We start from the raw sequence: 23,115 nt of genomic DNA, 5'->3' as shown, positions 1-23,115 counted from the left end.
GAAGGCTTTCTTCTGACCCCAATTTCACACCTCTTCCTCGGAGTCTCATGAAAACGGGGTCGGATGAACGCTTTCATCTGACCCTACCTTAACCGGAGCAGAATCATGTCCGAAGCAGTCATCGTCTCCACCGCCCGTACCGGCCTTGGCAAATCCTACCGGGGCTCCCTCAACAATACCCACAGCGTCGATATGGCCGGCCATGTCATCAAGCACGCAGTCGAGCGAGCCGGCATTGATCCAGCCATTGTTGAAGATGTCATCATGGGGGTCGCCTACCCAGAAGGTACTCAGGGCCGGAATGTCGCCCGTCTGGCGGCTATTCGTGCCGGTCTTCCGGTCACCACCGCCGGTCTGACCATTAACCGGTTCTGTAGCTCCGGCCTGCAGTCCATCGCCATGGCAGCCCAAAGGGTTGTGTCCGAGAAAGTGCCCGCCATGGTGGCGGGGGGCGTCGAGTCCATTTCCCTGGTTCAAAACGAACATGTGAACAGCTTTCATGCGACCAATGACTGGCTCATGAAGAACAAGCCCGAGCTGTATCTGCCGATGATTGAAACGGCTGACATCGTGGCAAAGCGGTACAACGTGAGCCGGGAGTCCCAGGACGAATACTCCCTGATCTCCCAGCAGCGCACGGCGGCTGCCCAGCAGGCCGGCAAATTCGACGATGAAATCGTGCCTTTCGACACCACCATGCTGGTCAAGGACAAGGAAACCGGCGAGGTTAGCGAAAAGCAGGTCACGCTGAACCGCGACGAGTGCAACCGCCCGAACACCACTCTCGAAGGACTGGCAGGTCTGGAGCCGGTACGTGGCCCGGACCAGTTCATCACCGCCGGTAACGCCAGCCAGCTATCTGACGGCGCGTCGGTGTGTACCGTCATGAACAGCACTTACGCCGAGAAGCACAACATCGAGCCCATGGGGATCTTCCGTGGTTTCGCAGTGGCCGGCTGTGAGCCCGATGAGATGGGCATTGGTCCGGTTTTCGCCATTCCCCGCCTGCTTGAGCGCACTGGCCTGAAAATGGACGATATTGATCTTTGGGAGCTCAATGAGGCTTTTGCGTCCCAGGTTGTGTATTGCCGTGATCGCCTGGGAATCCCCATGGAGAAGCTGAACGTGAATGGCGGTTCCATCTCCATTGGTCATCCCTTCGGCGTTACCGGATCTCGCCAGACCGGCCATGCCCTGATCGAAGGTAAGCGTCGCGGAGCCAAGTACGTGGTGATCACCATGTGCATCGGTGGCGGCCAGGGCGCTGCCGGTCTGTTCGAAGTGGTGTAAACCCGGGGGAGCGTCGCCATGCAGCAGAAGATCATCAATGCCCGGGATCTGGAGTTCCAGCCCTATAAGCTGCATGACGTGGAGCAGGTGCTTGGCGGCTATGACTACACCCGGGAGTATCCGGTGGAGCAGTTCTATCGGGATAACCGTCTGAAACCGATTCAGGAGGGGACCCATGGGATTCAGGGCCTGGAAAACCCGGACCGGCAGGACCATGCGTTCTACGAGGGTAAGCTCAGGGCCTGTGAGTATTTCGCCCGATATGAATTGCCGGGTGTGGTGAGTACGGCGGAGCTTTTGAAAGCGACCAACGAGACTGCACTGAGCATGGCCGATGAGGCGTTCTAGGGCCCTAAGACGGGGTCAGAAGAAAGCTTTCTTCTGACCCCACTTTCACCTCCAGTAACCCCCGGGGTCAGATGAAAGCCTTCATCTGACCCCTCCTTAAACAAAAAGGGGAGTAAAAATGGATCGAAAAGCCAAAGCCGTGGTCTGCCGGGAATGGGGCCAGCCCGTCCAGGTCGAGACCATCACCGTGGAAGGCCCCAAGCGGGGCGAGATCACCATCAAGATTGCGGCCTGTGGTGTGTGCCACAGCGATCTGTCCGCCACCACCGGCAAGATTCCCTATCCGCCGCCCCTGGTCCTCGGCCATGAGGCTGCGGGCGTTGTGGTGGAAGTAGGTGAAGGGGTGACCCACTTTCAGGAGGGGGACCACGTGGTCAGCTCCTTCATCTCCATGTGCGGCAAGTGCCGTCAGTGTGTCCGCGGCCGGCCGGTGTTGTGTGAGAACGCCCGCAAGGCCATGTTCACCCTGCCGGATGGCACCGTGCGCACCAAAGGCGCCAGTGGCGAGTCGCTGAACGTGTTCGGGGCCTGCGGCGTGATGGCGGAATACGCCACCATGCATGTGGATAACTGCGTCAAGGTGGATAATACCGTGCCCATGCAGAACGCCGCCCTGGTCGGGTGCGCGGTAATGACTGGCGTTGGCGCCGTGTTCAACACCGCGAAACTGGAACCAGGCTCCCGGGCCGCAGTATTCGGAATCGGTGGTGTGGGTCTCAACGCGATTCAGGGCTGCGCCACTGCTGGTGCCGAGATGATCGTGGCGGTGGACAGCAACCCGAAGAAGCTAGAGATGGCCCGGGAATTCGGTGCAACCCATACGGTCAACATCAACGAGGTGGATGACGCCGCGAAGGCCGTGAAGAAACTGACCGGTGGCGTGGACTACGCCTTTGAATGCGTGGGTGCCGGTCCGGTGGTGGAACAGGCCTACAAGTGCCTCGGCCGTGGGGGCACCGCCGTGGTGGTGGGGGTGGCTGACCCGAAGGACAAGACCTCATTGACCACTCTGACGCTGCCCGCGGATGAGCGCACCCTGAAAGGCAGCTGGCTGGGTTCAGCCCGTCCGCAGCATGATTTCCCCAGGATCCTGGGGCTTTACAAGGCCGGTAAACTCAAGTTGGATGAACTGATTACCCGGACCTACCCCATTGAAGAGGCTGCCCAGGCTTTCGATGATATGGTGGCCGGCAAGAACGCCCGTGGCGTGATCGTATTTGATTAAGGGGGAGAACATGAATGAATTGAGCAAGAACTACATCAACGGTCAGTGGGTTGACTGGAACGGCGAGCTGATCGACGTCCACGAAGCCGGCACCGGTGAGGTTATTGCCCGGGTGCCCGCCTCGGGTCGTGAGGAGATGGAGCAGGCCATCGCCGCAGCGGATGCCGCTTTCGAGAGTTGGTCGGAAAGCACCCTGGAGCAGCGCCTGAAAGTGCTGGAGCAGCTGCACGCGGGGCTGAAGGAGCGGGCGCCGGAGATTTCCGAAACCGTGAGCCGGGAAGTAGGCATGCCGATCAAGCTGGCCACGCCCATCCAGGCCGGTATGCCGGCGGCTGTGACCAAGACCTACCTGAAACTGCTGCCGGAGTTCCCGTTCACCGAGCAGTCCGGCAACTCCGAGGTGCAGTACGCGCCGGTGGGTGTGGTCGGCTGTATCACTCCCTGGAACTACCCGTTGCACCAGGTGATCCTGAAGATCGTGCCGGCCATTGCCGCGGGTTGTACCGTGGTGCTCAAGCCCTCGGAAATCGCCCCCCAGACCGCCTACATCCTGGCGGAAATCCTTGACGGCACCGATCTGCCCAAGGGCGTATTCAACATGGTGTGCGGTCTTGGCCAGACCGTGGGTGATACCCTGATCAAGCATCCGGACGTGCGCATGGTGTCCTTCACCGGCTCCACCCGCACCGGTCACCTGATTGCCCATGCTGCGGCCGATGATTTCAAGCGTATTGCCCTGGAGATGGGCGGCAAGTCAGCGTCGGTCATCCTCCCGGACGCCGACCTCGCCGGCGCGGTCAAGGGCACGGTGAACAACTGCCTGCTCAACTCCGGCCAGACCTGTACCGCTCTGACCCGTATGCTGGTGCCGGCGGACAAGCACGATGAGGCCTGTGAGCTTGCAGCGGCCGCGGTGGCCAAGATGACACCGGGCAATCCACTCGAGGAAACCACCCGCCTGGGCCCGCTGTCTTCTGCCCAGCAGCGTGACCGGGTGATCGACTATATCAAGCTCGGTATCGAGGAAGGCGCCACCTTGGTGGCGGGCGGGCCGGAAGCGCCGGAGGGGTGCGATAAGGGTTACTTCGTCAAGGCCACGGTATTCGGCAATGTCCGTCCGGACAGCCGCATCGCCCAGGAAGAAATCTTCGGGCCGGTGCTGAGCATCATTCCCTATAACGACGAAGCCGAGGCGATCCGTATTGCCAATGGCACCCCTTACGGCCTGTCCGGAGCCGTCTGGTCTGCCGACGATGCTCATGCCAAGCGGGTAGCGGGCGAGCTGCGTACCGGGCAGGTGACCGTCAACGGCGGTGCCTTCAATGCCCTGGCCCCGTTCGGCGGCTTCGGTCATTCCGGTCTCGGCCGGGAGTTTGGCAAATGGGGGCTGGAGGAATTCCTGGAGGTGCGGTCGCTGCAGCTGTGAGGCGAAGTGGGCGCTGAACCTGGGGATTGAACAAGGGGGCAGATGAAAGCATTCATCTGACCCCGGACTTCACGCCAAAGCCTGGGGAATACCCCCGGGGTCAGAAGAACGCTTTCTTCTGACCCCACCTTCATCGCCAAAGCCTGGAGGATCCTTTCTCAGGCCTTGCCCCCAAGCAGAATCCTTACCGCCGTACAGGCATCCTCCAGCTCCTCATCCCGGGGTTCGCGCCCGCCGATGATGTCGCTGTAGAGGCAGGATTCCGCGAGGCGGACCATGAAGTAGGACAGGCTATCCACGCTCATGGGCGGATTGATCTTGCCCTGGGCGACCTGGTCCTTGAGGGTGCGGGTGTTTGCTTCCACGGTCCGGGCGTGCAGGGTGGACTGGGAAGAGGTCAGGATCCTCAGGGCATATTCCGGATCCTGGTTGATGAACCGCCTCAACGGCTCGAAGTGCAGGATCGTGGAATTGATTTTCCGGTAGACACCGACAATGTAATCGACTCCCTCGCCCGGGGTTGTGGCGAGAGCTTCCAGGCGCAGCGGTTCGTACAGGGACCACAGCACTTCACCGATCAACAGATCCTTGTTGCCCACCCAGCGGAACAGGGTAGCCCGGCCGATATTGAGTTCGTCCGACAGGGACGCAAGGTGGACACGCTCGCCCTTCAGCCACATTCGCCGCGCCCGTTTGAAGGCATCGGCCGGCGTCGCTCTCGTTGTTGTTCTGGCTGTCACTGGAACCTCTTATCCAAATTCGATTTCATTCTAACGACAAAAAGAGAATGCCGCTATGAAGACACGAATTACCAAACTGTTTGGCATTGAACATCCTATTATTCAGGGCGGCATGCACTGGGTTGGTTACGCCGAGTTGGCAGCGGCAGTATCCAATGCTGGCGGCCTGGGCATCCTGACGGCCCTGACCCAACCGACGCCCGAGGATCTTGCGCGCGAGATTGCCCGTTGCCGGGAGATGACGGACAAACCCTTTGGCGTCAATCTGACCTTTCTGCCCTCGTTCAAGGAACCACCCTATCCCGAGTACATTCAGACGATCATCGATGGTGGGGTGAAGATTCTGGAAACCGCTGGCCGCAGCCCGGAAAAGTATATGGAGCAGCTGAAAAGCGCGGATATCAAGGTCATTCACAAGTGCACCTCGGTTCGCCACGCGTTGAAGGCGGAGCGTATTGGCTGTGACGCGGTCAGCGTCGACGGCTTCGAATGCGCCGGTCACCCCGGCGAGGATGACATTCCCAATTTCATCCTGTTGCCCCGGGCGGCTGAGGAACTGGCCATTCCCTTGGTGGCCTCAGGGGGCATGGCCGATGGCCGCGGCCATGGCTCTGGGTGCGGAGGGTATGAACATGGCTACCCGCTTCCTGGCCACCCGCGAAGCCCCGATACACGAGCGGGTCAAACAGACTGTTGTCGACTCGGACGAATTGCAGACCCGACTCATCATGCGGCCGCTCCGGAATACCGAGCGGGTCCTTCGTAACCGTGCCGTGGATGAAATCATCCGCATTGAGGCCGAGAAGGGCGGTGAAACAACCATCGACGACATCCGCCATCTGGTGACGGGTGCCAAGGGCAAGCTGGTACTGCATGAAGGGCGAATGGACGAGGCGGCCTGGAGTTGCGGTATGGTGGCCGGACTGATCCACGATGTTCCCAGCTGTGACGAACTGATCGACCGAATCATGACTGAAGCCCATGTCATTGTTCGAGAGCGACTGGCGAACTTCCTTTAGTCATTGGCTGGCGTGATTATTTTGTGATATTTCCGCGATAGACTCTTTACCTGCGCGTGACGCTGCCGTAAAGCAGCGTTGAGAATCTGCTCCGTGAGGCGGGCCACTCGTGCCCGCGTTCCCGACAACAGCACGGAGAGATTCCCATGCAATCACTGACACGAATGTTCGTAGCCGTCATGCTTTGCCTTGGCGCATCCCTGGCCTTTGCCGACGGGATGGAGTCGTCGGCCGAGACGATGAAAGACGACGGCATGATGGCGGAAGAGTCTATGGAAAAGGGCATGGAAAAGGATGACATGACCGCTGACATGGACCAAGGTATGAAAGAGGACACCATGGGTGACATGGACGACATGGACGACATGGAGGAGGCAAACGACATGGAAACGATGCCCATGGAGGACGACACCATGAACAAGGACACCATGGAGTAACCGTTGCCGGAGCCGCCCACCCGGGCCAGGAAACCATGACGCGAACCGTACTGATCATTGAGGATAACCCCGGTATCGGCGAGCTGGTGCGTATGCAGGTGTCAGACCTGGGCATGCGTGCCATTCTCGTCGGCCGGGGCGACGAGGGGCTGGAGCGTTTCCGCCAGGGCGGGATAGATCTTGTGATCCTGGATCTGATGCTCCCCGGGATGGACGGGCTCGCGGTATGCCGGGAGATCCGTTCTGGCACCGGGTATGTTCCGGTGCTGATGCTCACGGCCAAGAGTTCCGAGCTGGACCGGGTGCTGGGCCTTGAGATGGGGGCGGATGATTATCTGACCAAGCCATTCAGCGTGGCGGAACTGGCGGCCCGCATCAAGGCTCTGTTCCGGCGCGTCGATGCCATGTCCTCGGGAACGTCAGAGCAAACCGAGGCGGAGGAGCTGGTTATCGAGGAGCTTCGCATTGATCCGGTGCGACACCGCGTCTTTGTCCGGGACCTGGAGGTTGACCTGACCGCCAGGGAATTTGATCTGCTCTGGCATTTTGCCCGCCACAGGGGCCGTGTATTCAGCCGCGCCCAGCTGCTGGATGCAGTCTGGGGGTACAATCATGAAGGCTACGAGCATACCGTAAACACTCACATCAACCGCCTTCGTAACAAGGTCGAGGCTGACCCCTCGGCGCCCCGGTATATCCAGACGGTGTGGGGTGTCGGTTACCGGTTTATGGACTGACGCATGGCCCTGTCACTGTTCCGCACACTCTACGCCCGGCTGGCGCTGGGTCTGTTTCTGCTGCTGGTTATTGTCGGTGGTCTGTTTACAGTCCTGAGTCTCTATTCCGTGCGCGAGTACACCGCTGCAGTCAATCAGGAACTCAATCGCGACCTGGCCCGGAATCTGGTTGCCGACCGCAACCTGGTGACGGGTGGCCAACTCGACCAGGAGGCCCTGAAAAGACTGTTCGACCTGTACATGACCATTAATCCCGGCATCGAGATCTACCTGCTGGGCCCGGAAGGCCGGATTCTTTCCTACTCCGCCGACCCGGACAAGATCAAGCGTAATCGGGTTTCGCTGGGGCCGATCCGGACGCTGCTTGCACAACCCGACGCATTTCCACTCCCGGGGGATGATCCCCGCAGTCATGATCGCCGAAAGGTGTTCTCGGTAACTACTGTACCTTTTGAAAATGACCGTTCGGGCTATCTGTACGTGGTACTCCGGGGTGAGGAATATGACCTGGCCGAGAGCATGGTGCATAGCAACCAGCTGTTGCAGATGGGAGCCGGTGCTCTGCTGATCAGTCTGGTCGTTGGCCTGATGGCAGGGCTGGTGTTCTTTCACCTTTTGACCCGAAGGTTGTCCCGGCTGACCGAGCGGGTGGAAAATTTCGAAATCAGCGGCGAGGTGCTGGTTCCGGAGAACAGGGAAACCCTTGTCTCCCCCGGGGACGACATCGACTACCTGGCGGCACGGTTTGAACATATGGCCAGCCGTATCGCCGCCCAGGTCGACCTGCTGAAAGAAAAGGATCACCAGCGTCGCCAGATGGTGGCCCAGGTCTCCCACGACCTGCGCACGCCGCTGGCGTCGATTCAGGGCTACCTCGAGACCCTGAAGATGAAACAGGCGGATCTGGAGCCTTCAGAGCGAGCCCGGTTCCTCGACGTGGCACTGGCGGAAACCTGGCGACTGGGCCGGCTGGTGGAGGAATTGTTCGAGCTGGCGGCGCTTGAAGCCCGGGAGAAACAGCCGTCGCCGGAACCCTTTATGATGGCTGAACTGGTACATGATGTGGTTCAGAAACACCAGCCCGAGTCGGAGCGTACATCGGTACGGCTGCGAATTACCCATGCTGACGGGGTCATGGCGCAGGCGGACATTGCCATGACGGAGCGTGTCCTCGACAACCTTATCGGCAATGCGATTGCCCATTCTCCCGCCAATGGTGACGTCAATCTCGCAGTCCGGCAGGACGAAGACGCTGTACTACTGACTGTCGCGGATGCCGGTCCCGGCATCCACCCGCAAGATCGAACCCACCTGTTCGAGCCTTTCTACCAGGGTGCCGGGGCAGTAAATGCCGGTCATGCGGGCCTGGGCCTGGCCATCGCCCGTCGTATGGTGGAACTTCAGAAAGGCCGTATCGACGTCCGTAACCTTGAGCCAACCGGTGCCGAGTTCCAGGTCTGGTTGCCGGCTGCCGATATCAGGTAATGCCCCGAAAATCCACGCTGTTATAGATTCGTAATACTCTGTGAACGGTTTCGTGAAGCCACGGGTTCAGACTGACAGCATGGTCCAGTACAGGAGAAATACCATGAAACGCAGTATTCCAGGTTTTGCCCTCGTGCTGTCGCTGGTTTTGGCAGGAGCAGCTTATACGTCTCTTGCCACGGCAGACAAGCACGATACCGAGTTTGCCCCCAACGATCCGAATCTGGCCGTGGCCACGTTCGCCGGCGGCTGCTTCTGGTGCGTGGAAGCGGGCTACGAGAAGGTGCCGGGGGTTGTCGAGGCCGTCTCCGGTTATGCCGGTGGCAGTGTGGAAAATCCCACCTATAAGCAGGTCTCTTCTGGCAGCACCGGTCACACGGAGGCGGTCCAGGTCTACTATGATCCGGATGAGATGACCTACGAGGGGCTTTTGCAGGGCCTGTGGCGGATGATGGATCCCACCGACGCCAATGGCCAGTTTGTCGATCGGGGCAAGCAGTACCGGCCGGCGATCTTCTACCACAATGACGAGCAGAAGCGTCTGGCCGAGGCCGCCACGCAGGAACTGGAGGCTTCGGGTATCTATGACAAGCCGGTGGTGATTGAAATCGTACCGTTGGAAACCTTCTATCCGGCGGAGAAGTACCACCAGGACTATTACAAGAAGAACCCGCTGCGCTACAAATTCTACACCTTCAACTCCGGCCGCTATCAGTTCATCGAGAAGGTCTATGGCGAGGATTATGAGCTGGATTTCTCGAAGTTCCGGCCCGCAGCCATGGAGTCGGATGCCGAGGACAAAGGTTTTGACCCGCAAGCCTTTGTGAAACCCGATCAGGAAACCCTGGAAAAGCGTCTCACTGATATCCAGTACGAGGTCACCCAGGAAGACGGGACCGAAAGGGCCTTTAACAATCCCTACTGGGATAATAAACAGGCCGGTCTTTACGTCGATATTGTGTCAGGGGAGCCGTTGTTCTCATCCCGGGACAAGTACAAATCGGGTACTGGCTGGCCCAGTTTCACCAGGCCGATTCACGAGGATGCGGTGGTGGAAAGGGAGGACAGGATACTGTGGATGACCCGCACCGAGATCCGTAGCCGGTATGCCGACTCGCACCTGGGGCATGTCTTCAATGACGGGCCGGCCCCTGCGGGGCTGCGCTATTGTATGAACTCTGCGGCGCTTCGGTTCATTCCCCTGGAACAGATGAAGGCCGAGGGCTACGGGGACTACATTGACGAAGTCACCGGCGGTAACTCCTGACGGTGCGGTCAGAGCCACAGGTCCTTGATCGGGGTATTCGGCCCGAAATGGTGGTGAATCTGGGCCTGGAGAAGCTCCGCGGTGGCAATGGCGTCAATCAGCGCATTGTGGGAGGCATAGTGGGGCAGGCCGTAGCGCTGTCGGCTGTCTGCCAGACGAATCGACACCGTTCTCTTGCCCAGCAAGCGCCGCCAGCGGCCGGGCCGCCGGTCAGGGTGCAGGTGGGCTTCGATGGCCATGGTATCAATGACCGGAAACCGGATGCCTTCGCCCAATCGCCACTGCAGCGCCACGTTGAGGAACGGTCGTTCAATGTCCCGGTAATGGACCACGGGAATGCGGCCTTTCAGGTAACTGAACAGCTTATCCATTACTTCGGCAAGGTCCGGGGCATTGTCGATGTCGGAGTGGGTGATGCCATGTACTTCGATGGACGTCTGGTGCAGCGGCAATTGCGGGCGCACCACCTGATGCCAGCAGCGACCCAGCTGAATGCCGCCCAGGGTGAAGGGCACCAGTCCGACGCTGACGATGGAGTGCTCGTTCGGATCAAGTCCCGTGGTCTCGAAATCCATCGCCAGCAGGGGAACGTCTGACATCGGCATGTCAGGGTCGACGCAGCCGGCTTCGTAGAAAGCCTTGAGCAGCGGCGACGTCGCCTGGTGGGCGAGCTCTCGATATTGCTCCGGCCAGGTCGCTTTGGCGCTTGTTGCGTCCTCACGTTCGGGATTATTGGGCATTGCGGCCTACCTGGGCGTTGTAGCGGAAACGCAGGAACTTCTGGGCGTTGCTGACCACCTGGAAGGCGTCCTTCAGGTGACTGCGCTCGAACGGCGACAGATCTTCAGGTTGCACGTTATTGTCGGGATTCCTGCCATCCTCAATGGCCAGGGCCTGGTGCCTGATGCGAACGATGGAGATGAACTCCAGAGCATCCCGGAGGTTGCCGAGGTCATCTTCCAATAGCAGCTTGGTCTGGCCGATGGCCTTGAGGCGCTCGAACGAGTTCTGGGCCCGGGAGCCGCAGGCCAGGGCATGGATCCGGATCAGGTCGGAAAGCGGTGCAGTGCCACGCCGTTTCAGGTTGAAGGTCTTGCGGTGCCGACCATCCTCTTCCAGTACGAAGGTGCGGAAAAAGCCCAGAGGCGGTGTCCGGTTCAGGGCGTTGCGCGCCATCAGGGTGAGGAAGCGCTGACTGTGGCTGGCCTTCTCCGCCACTAACGCCTTCAGCTCCTCGGCAAACCCGATGTTGCCGTGGATGCCGTCCAGGTCAAAGAAGATGTTGCTGTTCAGCAGCGCCTCGGCCTTGGGGTTCTCGATCCAGTCGGTGAAATAGCCCTTCCACACCCGCAACGGCTGGCGCCATTTCGGGTTGGTAGCCATGATCTCGCCGGTGCAATACTTGTAGCCGCACTCCGCCAGGCCGTCACTGACCAACTTGGCCAGCGCCAGGAAATACTCGTCGTGCTCTTCGGGTACGAAACTGTCGTCCAGGATCATCGCATTGTCCTGGTCGGTCACCACCAACTGCTCATCCCGGGCCATGGAACCCAGCGCCATAAAGCAGTAGGGAATCGGGGGCGGCCCAAGCTTTTCCTCGCCCAGCTCCAGCAACCGCTGGGTGAAACTCCGACCGATCCCTGCCATGGCACTGCCGATCATGTGGGAGTTGGCGTCCTCATTGACCATGCGTACAAACGTGTCCGGCACATCCCGGCTGATATTCTTGAGACCTTTGACGTTGTTCTGGTGGTAGATATTACTCACCAGGTAGAGGCTGCTCTGGCTTTCGTATTTCACGATGTCCGACAGGGCAATCACGCCCCGCACCTCGTCTTTATCCATGACCGGCAGGTGGTGAACGTTGTTGTGCAGCATCATGAGCATCGCCTCGAATATGTAGGCGCTGGCGCGAATGGTGATCAGACCCTCGGACATGATGTCGCTGATCGGGGTTTCCGAAGGCAGGGCCTCGGTAACGGCGCGGGTGCGCAGGTCCCGGTCGGTAATGATGCCCTTGAGTCTGGTATGGTCGTCGGTTTCATCCATCAGTAGCAGAGCTGAAACGCCCTGATCGGTCATGATCCGGGCTGCCTCCTGCAGCCGCACCGTGCAGGGTGCCGAAACCGGAGCGCGGGAAATCAACCGGGTGACCTTTGAGGTCATCAGTTCATTGGATTTCTCCCGTCGGGACAGGGCAGAACGCAGGCGGCTCCGGTCCTCTGTCTCGACAAAGTCGGCAAAACCGTCATCGTTTTCAAACAGGTACTGGAAGGTGGCCTCCGGGATGCGATAGACGAGAGTATCCTCCAGCGCTTTGGCGGGGAACCGCACACTCTTGTTCATCAACAGGCCGAACTGGCCAAAGATGTCACCCTCGCCGATCCGATTGTAAAGTTCACCGGAACGCCGGTAGATTTCCACGGCGCCACTGCGAATATAGTAGAGCCAGGAGTTGTCCTGCCCGAATTCCAGGATCTGCGTGCCGGCCCGGAAATACTGGACCTCAACGCCACCGACCACATGATCGAGCAGTTCCTCCGGCATCTCATCGAACGGGGGGAACTGGGCCATGTGGTTCCGGATATCAATGAGTTCCGCCTGCATACCGCTCCCCGCTGCGCATTGAGTGAAGTCTGAAAGTTGTTGTTAATCAAGGACTATAGCAACCGGAGGGGGAACTGGCCACGGCGGGGGAAGCGATGGCGGCCCGAAGGCCGCCATCGTTGGTGGGTAGGTCGAAGTTATTGGTTCAGGGACTGGAAGATGCTCTGGTTGCCACAGGCATCGCCGTTTTCATAGTCGGTGTCCACAACGGTGTTGATCCAGTAGTTCAGGAGTTCCACCCCTTCGGTATGGGTCACGCTGCGAGCAATGGGTGGCATGCGCCGCTGTGGATCGCTGTCGGCCGCCAGTCGGCAGGCAACAATCGAACTGTCGGCATCCCCGGGTACCACGATATGCTGGCGACCGCAGGAGCCTCCGCCGGTAGCCGTCGGTTTCTTGCAGATTCCGTAACCCGCATCCACCGCCCGGTAGTGATCGAGGTAATAGCCGGTATTGGATGCGGCGCCCCGATCGTTATGGCAATGTTGGCAGTTCACTTCCAGGTATGCCCGCAGACGGGTTTCAACATCGGCGTCGGAGCCGGCGGTTTCACCGCTGTCACCGGGCAGGTTCCAGTGGGGCAGACGCCCGATGTTGGTGGCAACCCCCCGTCCGTCAATCTGAAGATCCGGTACATTGGTGAGAATACCCTGATCCTGCCAGTATTTGAGCTGGTTGACCCGGGGGAAACCACCCTGTCCCCGGGTGCCCATGAACGCCGATTCCGGCGCGTAGGCGCGGTTCAGGTTGCGGGGTTTCGGGCCGATGGGGGCACTGCCGGATTCCACGTCATCGTTGCTGTGGCAGGTAATGCACTGGTTGGCATTGGGAATGGCATAGGCATCCGTGCTTCCGGCCAGCAGCTGGCCTGTGACCGGGTCCTGGTAATGCCAGCTCACGGCCCGGGTACCGCCACCGAGGGCCAGTTTTGCCACGGGATTGCCTTCGCTGTCCTTTTCCCAGATATAGGTGGGCCCATCCCAGAACGCCTTGCCGCTCTCGCTCACCCGTTTGATCAGCAGGCGGGTTTCCACCAGTTCCTCGTTACCCAGGCTTTCATCGGTAAAGGCGAAGGTCTTGGCAATCACCGTGCCGGTGGGGAAGTGGATAGTGCCGTTCACGTTACCCCCGTCCTGGCCGTCCATGTAGACTGCCTTGGTGCCTGGCGGTACGAACACGACCCGGTACTTGGTGGCGTAGTCGGAGAACAGTTTGCTGTTGAGTACGAACGGAACGCCACCGTCGTTGGGCATGCTGCGCGGATCATGGGGATCGGCGAACGGATTGTACTGGTCGAGCCTGGGACAATTTACTGCCAGGGCTTCCCGGTTGACGCTGCCGGGTTTGCCTTTCCTGGTGCAGAGCTTATTGATGTAGTCCTCACTCGGTGCCGGGTCAATGGTACCGCTGGGTTCGAACGGCGGGATCTCGATGCGGGGCAGCGCTGGCAGGACTTTCCCGAAACGCGCCTGGCAGTCGTGGACTGACTTGTCGGTGTCGGCCACCACACCGTCCAGCCCGTCCAGCACTGATTGCAGGCCTTCCAGGGTCAGGATGCTGGTGTCCTGCTCGGCCGCCGCCAGAACCAGTTCCAGACCCTCGGTACCATGGAAGTTCATGTAAGCCTGGCTGTCGGCAGACAGGTCGTTGTCATGGAAGCAGGAGCCCCACTGGGGCAGTTTGCGCTCGCCCTGGTTGTTGAACTTGTAGGCGTTGTAATGGCAGGACGGGTTCGGGTACTCGTTGGTGTGGATTGGCTTGCCGTTTTCATCAGCAGGCCGTGTTTCAGTTCGAAGAAACCGCAGCCGAACTCCAGGGTATCCCCCGGGCGCAGCTGGATCATGGCACTGACCATCTCGTGGGTGGCCTCTGCCCCCGGGTTTACCAGGAAGGTGCGCCCATCGCTGAAGCGTTCAACCTGATTGCCGGCAACGCTGTTGCTATCGCCAGCGCTTCCGCTGGTCGGTGCTGAATCCGATGAGCCACCGTCGCCGAAGCATCCGGCCAACAGGAAAACGATCGTCACGGCGGGCAGGAAGCGGAAACGTCGGCGTATCCGGCGGGTACCAATTGTTCTGTATGTCATGGTCTTGCTCCTGTCTTCACAGTGGCGCGTTTTCGATCCGCTCCCACATCCGCAGGTAGGCTTCGGCGGAGGTGAAAAGCTGGTTGATGGCATCGTCAATCTGCTCCGGATCGGCGGCGCTGTTGCGGATCATGTCCTCGATCTGATCCGGGTACAGGCCATAATGGGCCACCCCGCGACCGGCATAGAGGCTGAACTCCCGATCACCGGTGCGCTGGATATCGAATCGGACACGGCCATCGACAGAGGTGAACGGGTAGAGCGCGGCTTCATCCTCGGCGGTACCGGGATTGGCTGCCAGTTGCGCAATGCCGTTCACGTCCGAGGCGAAGCCGGCACCACCGAAGGGGCCGACCTTCTGGTCGTTGCTCCGGGTCCGGTTGCCATCGCGGGTCAGCTTGCGCACCCAGTCCTCGCGGGTTCCGCCGAACGAGGCGGTAATGCCACCCTGGACTGCAATGCGGTCACGGAGGGCTTCGGTGCCGCCCCAGCCGCCATGACTGTTGATCACCGGGTAGTCCAGCGGTTGTGTGATTTCCAGGATCCGGGCTGCCGCCTTGCGGCTGATGTGGTCGGTCTCGATCATCATCTTGCGACGTACCAGCTCCTCGATCAGGAAGTCCCCCAGATCACTGAGGCCGCGGCGATTACAGCGTTCGTCAGTGCCCCGGCGAGGGTCGAGTGCGGCCAGTTCCTCGGGGGTGTCCGGGAAGCGCTCGCCCAGGTAGTCCATCTGGTACAACAGCTGATCGACCAGCCCGAAGGGTTGGAGTGTGGCGTTCTGATCCGGCTCACCGCCGGTGTATTCAACGCTCTCCGGACATTGCTCGAATTCGACGGGGTGGCCGGTCTCCAGCAGGTTGCCTGCATAAAGGATCGGGCCGATACCAATGCCGGTTGAAAGGTCCGGTAGGTGCCCCCCGAAGGCATTATCAAACTTGTGGACCGGGAAGATGTTGCGCACACCCAGCTGGTACAGCTGATCCAGCCGCTCGACGATGTCCTCACGAGTGCATTCGGCTACCCCGAGGAATTCCCCGCACTTGAATACCTTGGACATCTCGATCCCTAGCACCACGGCCAGCTTGCCATCCCCGATGACCTCACGGGCCTCGCCCGGGCTGGAAACAATCCGGAACCAGCCTTCACCCGGGCCACCGTGCTGGGCATCAATGTAGTCCTGCATTTCATACATGCGCTGGATCTGCAACAGGATCGATTCCATGGGGTCGCAATCGTTCTTTTTCTGGGGATTGATGCGGCAAAGAATCTCGTTATGGACGAGGTGGTTCACCAGGATTTTCATGCCCGCCAGATGGGCCCGCTCCAGCCACCGGTAGTAGCTTTGGTGATGCTGCAGGGAGTTGTACCTCGGCCAGTCGTTGAAGGTTGGCCAGCCCTGGGTGTCGTGGAGACCGATGCCGCTGGTGGCCAGTTCGACAAACCCGGTCGCACCCCAGGGGCCGTGGACGGCCTCGCAGTCGTGCAGGGCGTGGGTGACGCCGAAGCGGTGGAAAGGCGCACCGTAGTTGACCCGGCCACCGATAAACTCATAGGCCGAGATATGGGAATGGGTGTCGACGAATCCGAATACGTCGCTTTTGTCGAGGCCCTGGACATTGCGGAAGCGATCTACCTCTTTCAGGTAGGTGGCCGGTCCCTTCTCATCAAGGATGTCGGCGTTCAGTTTCGCTTCGGGGTAGTCCTTGCACCCCTGTGCCTCCCGGAGGGTGAAGAGGCCGGACTCATCAATCATGGAAGGTGACGCAAGCGCCAGACCGTCCTCGGTGGTTGTCAGCATCAACCCGGTGACATCGGATGCCAGGGTAAACGCCGATTCCGGTCCCGGCCGCTGCAGTTGCCAGACCGCCAGATCACTGGGGGCATCGACCATGGCCAGGGCCGGATTGACCGTCACATCACCGATCTGGTCGCCGGAGAACTCCAGGCTCTCGCCAATGGAACGCAGGGCATCTCCCAAGGGCACAACCGGATCCAGGACGAGGTTGGTGGTATCCCCGAGTCCGGCCACCAGGTAGCTTATTTCACCAATGAAGTTGCCGGTCTCGTCGAGGAATTCGCCCGCCGGATCGCTGATGCCAAGCAGTTCAAAACGGCCCACTTCCCCGGTAGTGCGCTGGTAATCCGACATCAACAGGTAGGCACCAAGCCGGGTGGGGCGCAGCCTGAAAGCCGTCGCCTGACTGGCGTCGCCGGTGATGGAATACTGGCCGGATTGGACGTCGGCCTGAAGATACCGACCCTCGGCTTCCAGGGTGTAGCATCCGTTGGCAAAGTCGTAGCGGTCGAGTGTGGCGGACTTCCTGAAGGTGTCATTGTCAGGGCCAACAGCTGAGTTGCCGGGCGTTGCCGTGGGCTCCTGGCCGGGATTTGTGGTCGGGCCGTCGTCGGAGTCGCCACAGCCACTGATAAGCAGGGCACCGGCGAGAGCCCATGCCGTTCGGGTGGGCCATTGGTTGTTATACATGTGGACCCCTCTGTGAATCCTTTTGCCGGCTCTGGTCGGCAAATTGTTGTTATTGCTTGGCATGTTTCGTCGGCAGTGATTGCTGCGAACCAAACGTGAGAGGTTGTAGCATATTGCTGATAATGTGACGGGCATCACGTCAGGCCATTTTTTGATCGGCCAGGTATTTGACGGATTTCGTTGACCACTTTGTGCCGGGTTGCTAGCCTTGCCACACTTTTTTCAGGTGTCCGTCGCAAAGCGCGACGGGTGAAACGGGAAATCGGTGAGCCTGGTTCGCCAGGGCAATTCCGATGCTGCCCCCGCAACGGTAAGCAGGAAAACGGCAATCAAACGCGCCACTGTGCCTCTGGCATGGGAAGGTGATTGTCTGGGAACCGCCAGGGTTCCGCCTGCAAGCCCGGAGACCGGCCTGGAAAAACACCCGGAGTTGCGGTGGGCGGCTTGGGTGGGCGAATTCCGGTATCTCCATACGCCGTCCGTCTCCGCCTGCCCCTTGCCTTTTCCGCAACCGAAACCTGATTCCCGTGCGGGTGCGCGCGGTTCGCGGAGTAAAGTGATATGTTGAAATTCCCTTTTCCTGTTGTCCTGGCAGGTGTATCCCTCGCTGCAGTGCCATTGGCGGTTGCCGCTCAGTCTTCAGATGAAGATGCCCTGGATCCGATTGTGGTAACGGCAACGCTCGGTCCGGATACAGTGGGAGAGAGCCTGTCTTCCGTGACGGTCATTGAGCAGAAAGATATCCAGCGGCAACAACCCGCCGAGTTCCGCGACCTGCTTCAGGCGCAGCCGGGCGTCAACGTGGTCTCAGATGGCAGCTATGGCAAGACCACCAGTGTGTTCCTCCGTGGTGCGGGAAGTTCCGGAACCGTCCTGTTGCTGGATGGCATCCGTTTGCGTTCCGCTACGGCCGGCATTCCGCCCTGGCAGTTCCTGCCGCCGGAGCTGATGGGCAAGATTGAGGTGGTGCGCGGTGCCAAGAGCTCGCTTTATGGCGCCGATGCGGTTGGTGGTGTGGTCCAGGCCTTCACCCTGGAGCCCGAGGCTGCCCGACAGGGCTGGGCTGAGGTGTCCGGTGGATCCCACGATACCTTGGGAACGTCGGTTGGTGTGGCAGGCCGGGAGGGCAGTTCCTCAATTCTGGCGGGCGGTCTGTACTCGGATACCGACGGCACTGAATTGCGAGAAGGTGGTGAGGACCGGGGATTCCGCAATGCCGCCGGCCTGGCCAAAGTCAGCCATGACTTCGAGCAGGGCGGTGGCGCAGGCGTAACCATGTTCCAGTCCCAAGGCAATACCGAGTTCGAAGATGGTAACACTGACTTCATGGTCCGGGCCGCTGGCCTGTATCTGGAGGCGGTGGCCAGCGACTACTGGCGAACCCGTATCCAGTTTTCGGAATCCCGTGACGAACAGGAAACCTTTGGCACTTACCCCAGTGTCTTCGACACCGTGCACCGTTCAGCCCGCTGGGAAAATACCCTCACGGCCGGTGTGCACGAGTTGGTGCTCGGCTCTGAATTCATGGTCGACGAGGTGGACGGCAGCAGCCAGTTCGCCGAGGACAGCCGCACCAATGCCGCTGTTTTCGGCCAGGCCCGCCTCAACTTCGACGCCACCGATCTGATGTTCAGCATGCGGCTGGATGACAACGAAGCCTATGGCAAGGAAGAGACGGGTGGTATCGCCCTCGGTCACCAGTTAGACCGATCCCACCGGCTGCGCCTGAGCTACGCGACGTCGTTCCGGGCACCTACTTTCAATGACCTTTATCTGGAAGTGCCCTCCGACTTCGGCAGCTACTTCGGCAACCCGGACCTTGATCCTGAGCATGGCGAGATGGTCGAGGTCGGTTTTTCCGGTCGCTATGACATCTGGTTCTGGGACGTGGCAGTGTACCAGAATGACGTAGAGGACCTTATCACCTATGTTTATGATCCGGTCACTTACGATGGCACCATGGAGAACGTCGAAACCGCGAGAATCCGTGGTATCGAACTGGCTTCGGGATTCCAGACCGCTGACTGGGACATAAATGCGGCGATAACTTACGCCGACACTGAAAACCGGGATACCGGCAAGCGGTTGCCCCGGCGGGCCGAGAAGAACGTCCGGCTGGATGTCGACCGGCTGTTCCGCAACTGGTCGCTGGGTGCCAGCCTGATCGCCGAAAGTGATCGCTACAACGATGCCGGCAATACCAGCCTGCTGTCGGGCTACGGCACCATGGATGTCCGGGGGGCCTGGGAATTCCTGCCCGGCTGGTCCGCCGGCCTGAAAGTGGCGAACGTGTTTGACCGGCGTTACTCCACCAGTCTCGGGTACGACAGCACCACCTTCGAACCGTTTGAATATCTTGCCGCTGGCCGGACCTACATGGCATCGGTACGCTATGATTTCCGCCAGTAACAGCCTGACAGGAGCCGCGTGACGTAACAATGAGGGCATTCCGGTTTTGGGTAACCCTGGTGGTTGGTCTCGGGCTGGCGCTGGTCACGTCAGTGTCCGCGGCCGGACTGTGTGCGACCGATGCGCTCGATCGTGAAGTCTGCCTGCCGGAGCCCGCCGGTCGCGTGGCGTCCCTCTCGCCGGGTGCCACCGAGCTGCTGTTCTCGGCCGGTGCCGGCGATTCGGTGGTGGCGGTTAGCGCCTGGAGCGATTACCCGCCGCCGGCGGCTGATCTGCCCCGCGTGGGTGACAGTAACCGACTCGATCTCGAAGCCATCGTCGGCCTGGAACCGGATCTGGTGGTAGCCTGGACTGATGGCAATTCCCGGGCCCAGCTGGAGCGGATTGCCGATCTGGGCGTGCCGGTGTTCTGGCTCGCCCCCCGCACCTTCGAGGACATCGCCCGGGCCGCGGAAGTTCTGGGCCGGCTGACCGGCCACACGCCGGTTGCGGAGCGACAGGCCCGGCAGTTCCGGGACGGTGTGTCGGCGTTACGGGCGACCTACCGGGACAGGCAGGCAGTGCGGGTGTTCTACCAGGTATGGAATCAGCCGCTGATGACTGTGAACGGCGAGGAGCTGATCAGCAAGGCCATCGCCCTGTGTGGCGGCACCAACGTGTTTGCCGACCTGTCCAGGCTGGTGCCCAGGATTTCCGTGGAAACCGTGCTGGCTGCGGATCCGGAGGTCATTGTCACCGCCGGGCGCGACGACGCCGATCACGACTGGCTTGAACGCTGGCAGGCGTACCCGTCCCTGTCCGCCGTTGCCAGTGGCAACCTCTATCTGGTTTCACCCTCGCTTTTGCAACGTCCCACCTTCCGCATGTTGGAAGGCGCACGGGAGTTGTGTGGCATCCTGGAGCAGGCCCGTGGCCGTCCCTGAAATTTTCCGCCCCCTGTCCTTGCTGGCCATGCTGGGACTGGTGACCATGCTGCTGTCGGTGAGTGTCGGCAGTGCCGATCTTGGGCCCGGTGATACTCTGTCGGTATTGGCCGGCGGCGGCAGCGAGTTGCACAGGACCCTGATCCTCGACCTCAGACTTCCGCGAACACTCAGTGCCTTTGCCACCGGAGGGTTGCTGGCGGTGGCTGGCGCTCTGATGCAGGTGCTGCTTCGAAACCCCCTGGCAGATCCTTACGTACTTGGACTTTCGGGGGGTGCCGCCGTTGGCGCTTTGCTCGCCATGCTCGCCGGTGCTGCCGGTTTCCTCATTTCCGGTTCGGCCTTCGCCGGCGCCATGTTGGCCACCCTGTTGGTATTCGGTCTGGCCCATGGTAGTGGCAGCTGGACACCCTCACGCTTGCTTCTGACCGGTGTGGTGGTGGCCGCCGGCTGGGGCGCGGTGATTACCCTTATCCTGGCCATGTCACCGACCAGCCGGTTACCGGGCATGCTGTACTGGCTGATGGGAGACCTGTCCCACGCCGGCCAGCCCTGGCCCGGATTAACCGTGCTGGTTGCTGTCTGCTTGCTGGTATTTCCGCTGGGCCGCAGTCTCAATGTTCTCGCCCGTGGGTCACTACAGGCAGCTGCCCTGGGGGTGTCGGTCCGATCGCTGGAGTGGCTCATTTACCTGCTCGCCAGCCTGCTAACGGCCACCGCCGTGACCATGGCCGGCGCGGTCGGCTTCGTCGGGTTGGTGGTGCCACACATGCTCCGGCTGGCGCTGGGTAATGACCAGCGCCTGATTTTGCCGGCCTCTGCCCTGGCGGGCGGAACACTGCTGGTATTGGCGGACACTCTGGCTCGGGTGGTGATCGCTCCGGAACAGTTGCCGGTGGGGGTGATCACCGCGTTGATTGGCGTTCCCACCTTCCTGTACCTGTTGTACCGGAGCCGATGATGATCAGGCTGACCACCGACAATCTCATTATTGATATCCCCGGACGGGCGCCGGGTTCTCCCCTGAACCTGGAAGTGCAGCCCGGGCAGATCTGGGGTGTGCTCGGTCCGAACGGCGTGGGCAAGACCACACTGCTACACACCCTGGCCGGATTAAGGTCTGCCCACAGCGGCCAGGTTTTGCTGAATCATACAGCCCTGTCTACGTTGAAACGCAAGGCCATATCCCGACAGTTGGGCCTGGTGTTCCAGGACCGGCAGGATGGGTTTCCGGCGACGGTGCTGGAAACGGCCCTGATCGGCCGCCATCCCTGGTTGTCTTCCTGGCAGATGGAGACCGGAGAGGACATAGGGATGGCCGAAAGGGCGTTGCAGGCACTGGATGTCGGACACCTTCGGGACCGGCTGGTCAGTACCCTGTCCGGCGGTGAGCGCCAGCGGGTGGCCATTGCCACTCTGATGACTCAGGCGCCCGATATCTGGCTGCTGGACGAACCGAGTAACCACCTGGATCTGCATCATCAGGTGGCGGTGATGCGCCTGGTTGCCGGGCAGGCGGAAGCAGGCCGGTCGGTGTTCATGTGCCTGCACGATGTCAACCTGGCCGCCCGCTGGTGCGATCACTTGTTGCTGCTGTATCCTGATGGTGAAGCGTGTTGGGGACCTTCGGAAAACATGCTGGTTCCAGCGGCACTGGAACAACTCTATGGCCAGAAGCTGGTGACCGTCGAGGTTGATGGCGCGCCGGTTTTTGTGCCTGCCAGATAATTTTTCGGCCTTCGCAGAGGCCTCCTGAGTGTCGCGGATTACCCAGACGGGACACTAGTCCAGTCTTCACAAAAGGCACCCGGAACTTTGTGTTTCTGTCCGTTGGGCCTATATTTATAGAGTAAGGTGCACGGTAGGGATGCTGTGGCCATCGGTGGTGTATCTGAACAATTGTCACCGTTCAAACAGCATTCATAAATGAGGGGCCAATCGTTGGCGCCCACGTTGTTTTGACCCCCCCCGCAGCCGATTTCACACCCGGGATACCGATGCCAGGGACCGGGAAGGGGATATATCATGAATTGTAATTTACGCAATCTTTCTGGATTTATGATGGCGGTGACCGTCATTGCCTTCATGGCTGCTGGAAATCATGCGGTAGCAGCAACGGCTGAAGATCTGAACCGGGATGCCCGGCAGGCTTTGGAGAAGCTTACCAGTACAAACACGCTTGCCGAGACGCTTTCCGGAGAAGCCAAGGCAATCCTTGTTTTCCCCAATATTGTTAAAGCTGGCCTGGTCTTCGGCGGCAGCTATGGTGAGGGAGTTCTGATGAAAGACTCGGAGGTGGTTGACTACTACAACTCGGTTGCCGGGACTTTCGGATTTCAGGCAGGTGCCCAATCCTACGCCTATGTCATGTTTCTGATGACCGATGAGGCTGTCAGCTACCTTGAAACATCCAAGGGCTGGGAAGTTGGTGTCGGACCCACCGTTGTTCTCGTTGATGAAGGCGTGGCAAAAAACCTGTCTACGTCGTCCCTCAAGGACGATGCCTATGCTTTTATCTTCAGTCAGCAGGGGTTAATGGCTGGAGTAAGCATTGAGGGTACGAAGATTTCCCGCATCCAGCGATGAATCATTCGCCCCCAGGTAGTGGTTTGTTCCGTCAAGCCAGGC

Annotated in this window: 18 protein-coding genes, 2 pseudogenes and 1 riboswitch; of the genes and pseudogenes, 14 read left to right on the top strand and 6 right to left on the bottom strand. The window is 60.2% G+C overall.

The features are described from left to right. The first annotated feature begins 105 nt into the window (after window positions 1–105). From R6W86_RS15260 to R6W86_RS15245, 4 genes and pseudogenes are all read left to right on the top strand, one after another. Window positions 106–1,290, top strand: a complete 1,185-nt coding sequence (locus R6W86_RS15260) for an acetyl-CoA C-acyltransferase (RefSeq protein ID WP_410330213.1) — start codon at window positions 106–108, stop codon at window positions 1,288–1,290. An 84-nt stretch (window positions 1,291–1,374) separates the two neighbouring features. Further along, window positions 1,375–1,638, top strand: a pseudogene (locus tag R6W86_RS15255) (acyl-CoA dehydrogenase); the annotation flags it as partial. A gap of 118 nt (window positions 1,639–1,756) precedes the next feature. Beyond that, on the top strand, window positions 1,757–2,863 hold the full coding sequence (locus tag R6W86_RS15250; RefSeq protein WP_410330212.1) for a zinc-binding dehydrogenase: 1,107 nt from the start codon (window positions 1,757–1,759) through the stop codon (window positions 2,861–2,863). A 10-nt stretch (window positions 2,864–2,873) separates the two neighbouring features. After that, window positions 2,874–4,289: an aldehyde dehydrogenase family protein gene (locus tag R6W86_RS15245; RefSeq protein WP_410330211.1), complete on the top strand. Its 1,416-nt coding sequence runs from the start codon at window positions 2,874–2,876 to the stop codon at window positions 4,287–4,289. Between the two features lie 158 nt (window positions 4,290–4,447). Here R6W86_RS15245 and R6W86_RS15240 read toward each other — a convergent pair whose 3' ends face one another. After that, the gene (locus R6W86_RS15240; RefSeq protein ID WP_410330210.1) at window positions 4,448–5,029 is read right to left on the bottom strand and encodes a QsdR family transcriptional regulator; all 582 of its coding nucleotides are present in this window, start codon (window positions 5,027–5,029) and stop codon (window positions 4,448–4,450) included. A gap of 55 nt (window positions 5,030–5,084) precedes the next feature. Between R6W86_RS15240 and R6W86_RS15235 the strand changes: the two are divergent. The 5 genes and pseudogenes from R6W86_RS15235 (at window position 5,085) to msrA (ending at window position 9,974) form a co-directional block, all read left to right on the top strand. After that, window positions 5,085–6,048: pseudogene (locus tag R6W86_RS15235) on the top strand (NAD(P)H-dependent flavin oxidoreductase). A gap of 146 nt (window positions 6,049–6,194) precedes the next feature. Beyond that, the gene (locus tag R6W86_RS15230) at window positions 6,195–6,485 is read left to right on the top strand and encodes a hypothetical protein (RefSeq protein ID WP_410330209.1); all 291 of its coding nucleotides are present in this window, start codon (window positions 6,195–6,197) and stop codon (window positions 6,483–6,485) included. Between the two features lie 35 nt (window positions 6,486–6,520). Beyond that, on the top strand, window positions 6,521–7,222 hold the full coding sequence (locus tag R6W86_RS15225) for a winged helix-turn-helix domain-containing protein (RefSeq protein ID WP_410330208.1): 702 nt from the start codon (window positions 6,521–6,523) through the stop codon (window positions 7,220–7,222). 3 nt (window positions 7,223–7,225) lie between these two features. After that, complete coding sequence (locus R6W86_RS15220; RefSeq protein ID WP_410330207.1) at window positions 7,226–8,707, top strand: ATP-binding protein; 1,482 nt, start codon at window positions 7,226–7,228, stop codon at window positions 8,705–8,707. A 103-nt stretch (window positions 8,708–8,810) separates the two neighbouring features. Beyond that, on the top strand, window positions 8,811–9,974 hold the full coding sequence (gene msrA, locus R6W86_RS15215) for a peptide-methionine (S)-S-oxide reductase MsrA (protein WP_410330206.1): 1,164 nt from the start codon (window positions 8,811–8,813) through the stop codon (window positions 9,972–9,974). An 8-nt stretch (window positions 9,975–9,982) separates the two neighbouring features. Here msrA and R6W86_RS15210 read toward each other — a convergent pair whose 3' ends face one another. The 5 genes from R6W86_RS15210 to R6W86_RS15190 all read right to left on the bottom strand — a co-directional run bounded on the left by R6W86_RS15210 (window position 9,983) and on the right by R6W86_RS15190 (window position 17,155). Beyond that, complete coding sequence (locus R6W86_RS15210) at window positions 9,983–10,714, bottom strand: 3'-5' exonuclease (protein ID WP_410330205.1); 732 nt, start codon at window positions 10,712–10,714, stop codon at window positions 9,983–9,985. Beyond that, window positions 10,704–12,581, bottom strand: coding sequence for a putative nucleotidyltransferase substrate binding domain-containing protein (locus tag R6W86_RS15205; protein WP_410330204.1), 1,878 nt, complete (start codon window positions 12,579–12,581; stop codon window positions 10,704–10,706). The genes R6W86_RS15210 and R6W86_RS15205 overlap by 11 nt, the downstream gene beginning before the upstream one ends. Window positions 12,582–12,718: 137 nt before the next feature. Continuing rightward, a complete protein-coding gene (locus R6W86_RS15200; protein WP_410330203.1) occupies window positions 12,719–14,200 on the bottom strand; it encodes a hypothetical protein in 1,482 nt (493 codons plus the stop codon). Continuing rightward, a complete protein-coding gene (locus tag R6W86_RS15195; RefSeq protein WP_410330202.1) occupies window positions 14,197–14,667 on the bottom strand; it encodes a hypothetical protein in 471 nt (156 codons plus the stop codon). Before R6W86_RS15195 ends, R6W86_RS15200 begins: the two co-directional genes overlap by 4 nt. 16 nt (window positions 14,668–14,683) lie before the next feature. Next, entirely contained in the window at window positions 14,684–17,155 is a 2,472-nt protein-coding gene (locus R6W86_RS15190) for a hypothetical protein (RefSeq protein WP_410330201.1), read from the bottom strand. 207 nt (window positions 17,156–17,362) lie between these two features. Beyond that, a riboswitch (cobalamin riboswitch) is annotated at window positions 17,363–17,586 on the top strand. A 130-nt stretch (window positions 17,587–17,716) separates the two neighbouring features. On the opposite strand from R6W86_RS15190, the gene R6W86_RS15185 reads away from it, so the two are divergent. From R6W86_RS15185 to R6W86_RS15165, 5 genes are all read left to right on the top strand, one after another. Then, on the top strand, window positions 17,717–19,564 hold the full coding sequence (locus R6W86_RS15185; RefSeq protein ID WP_410330200.1) for a TonB-dependent receptor plug domain-containing protein: 1,848 nt from the start codon (window positions 17,717–17,719) through the stop codon (window positions 19,562–19,564). Between the two features lie 29 nt (window positions 19,565–19,593). Then, window positions 19,594–20,487, top strand: a complete 894-nt coding sequence (locus R6W86_RS15180) for a cobalamin-binding protein (RefSeq protein ID WP_410330199.1) — start codon at window positions 19,594–19,596, stop codon at window positions 20,485–20,487. Between the two features lie 28 nt (window positions 20,488–20,515). Further along, window positions 20,516–21,448, top strand: a complete 933-nt coding sequence (locus R6W86_RS15175) for a FecCD family ABC transporter permease (RefSeq protein ID WP_410330244.1) — start codon at window positions 20,516–20,518, stop codon at window positions 21,446–21,448. Further along, the gene (locus R6W86_RS15170) at window positions 21,448–22,215 is read left to right on the top strand and encodes an ABC transporter ATP-binding protein (RefSeq protein WP_410330198.1); all 768 of its coding nucleotides are present in this window, start codon (window positions 21,448–21,450) and stop codon (window positions 22,213–22,215) included. The genes R6W86_RS15175 and R6W86_RS15170 overlap by 1 nt, the downstream gene beginning before the upstream one ends. A gap of 330 nt (window positions 22,216–22,545) precedes the next feature. Next, window positions 22,546–23,073 carry a YSC84-related protein gene (locus R6W86_RS15165; RefSeq protein ID WP_410330243.1) on the top strand — a complete coding sequence of 176 codons (528 nt, stop codon included), beginning with the start codon at window positions 22,546–22,548 and terminating at the stop codon, window positions 23,071–23,073. Window positions 23,074–23,115: the final 42 nt, after the last annotated feature.

The organism is Marinobacter sp. (assembly GCF_046484525.1).
In the GTDB taxonomy this organism is placed as follows: domain Bacteria; phylum Pseudomonadota; class Gammaproteobacteria; order Pseudomonadales; family Oleiphilaceae; genus Marinobacter.
This window is presented reverse-complemented; position numbering and strand designations above follow the sequence as displayed.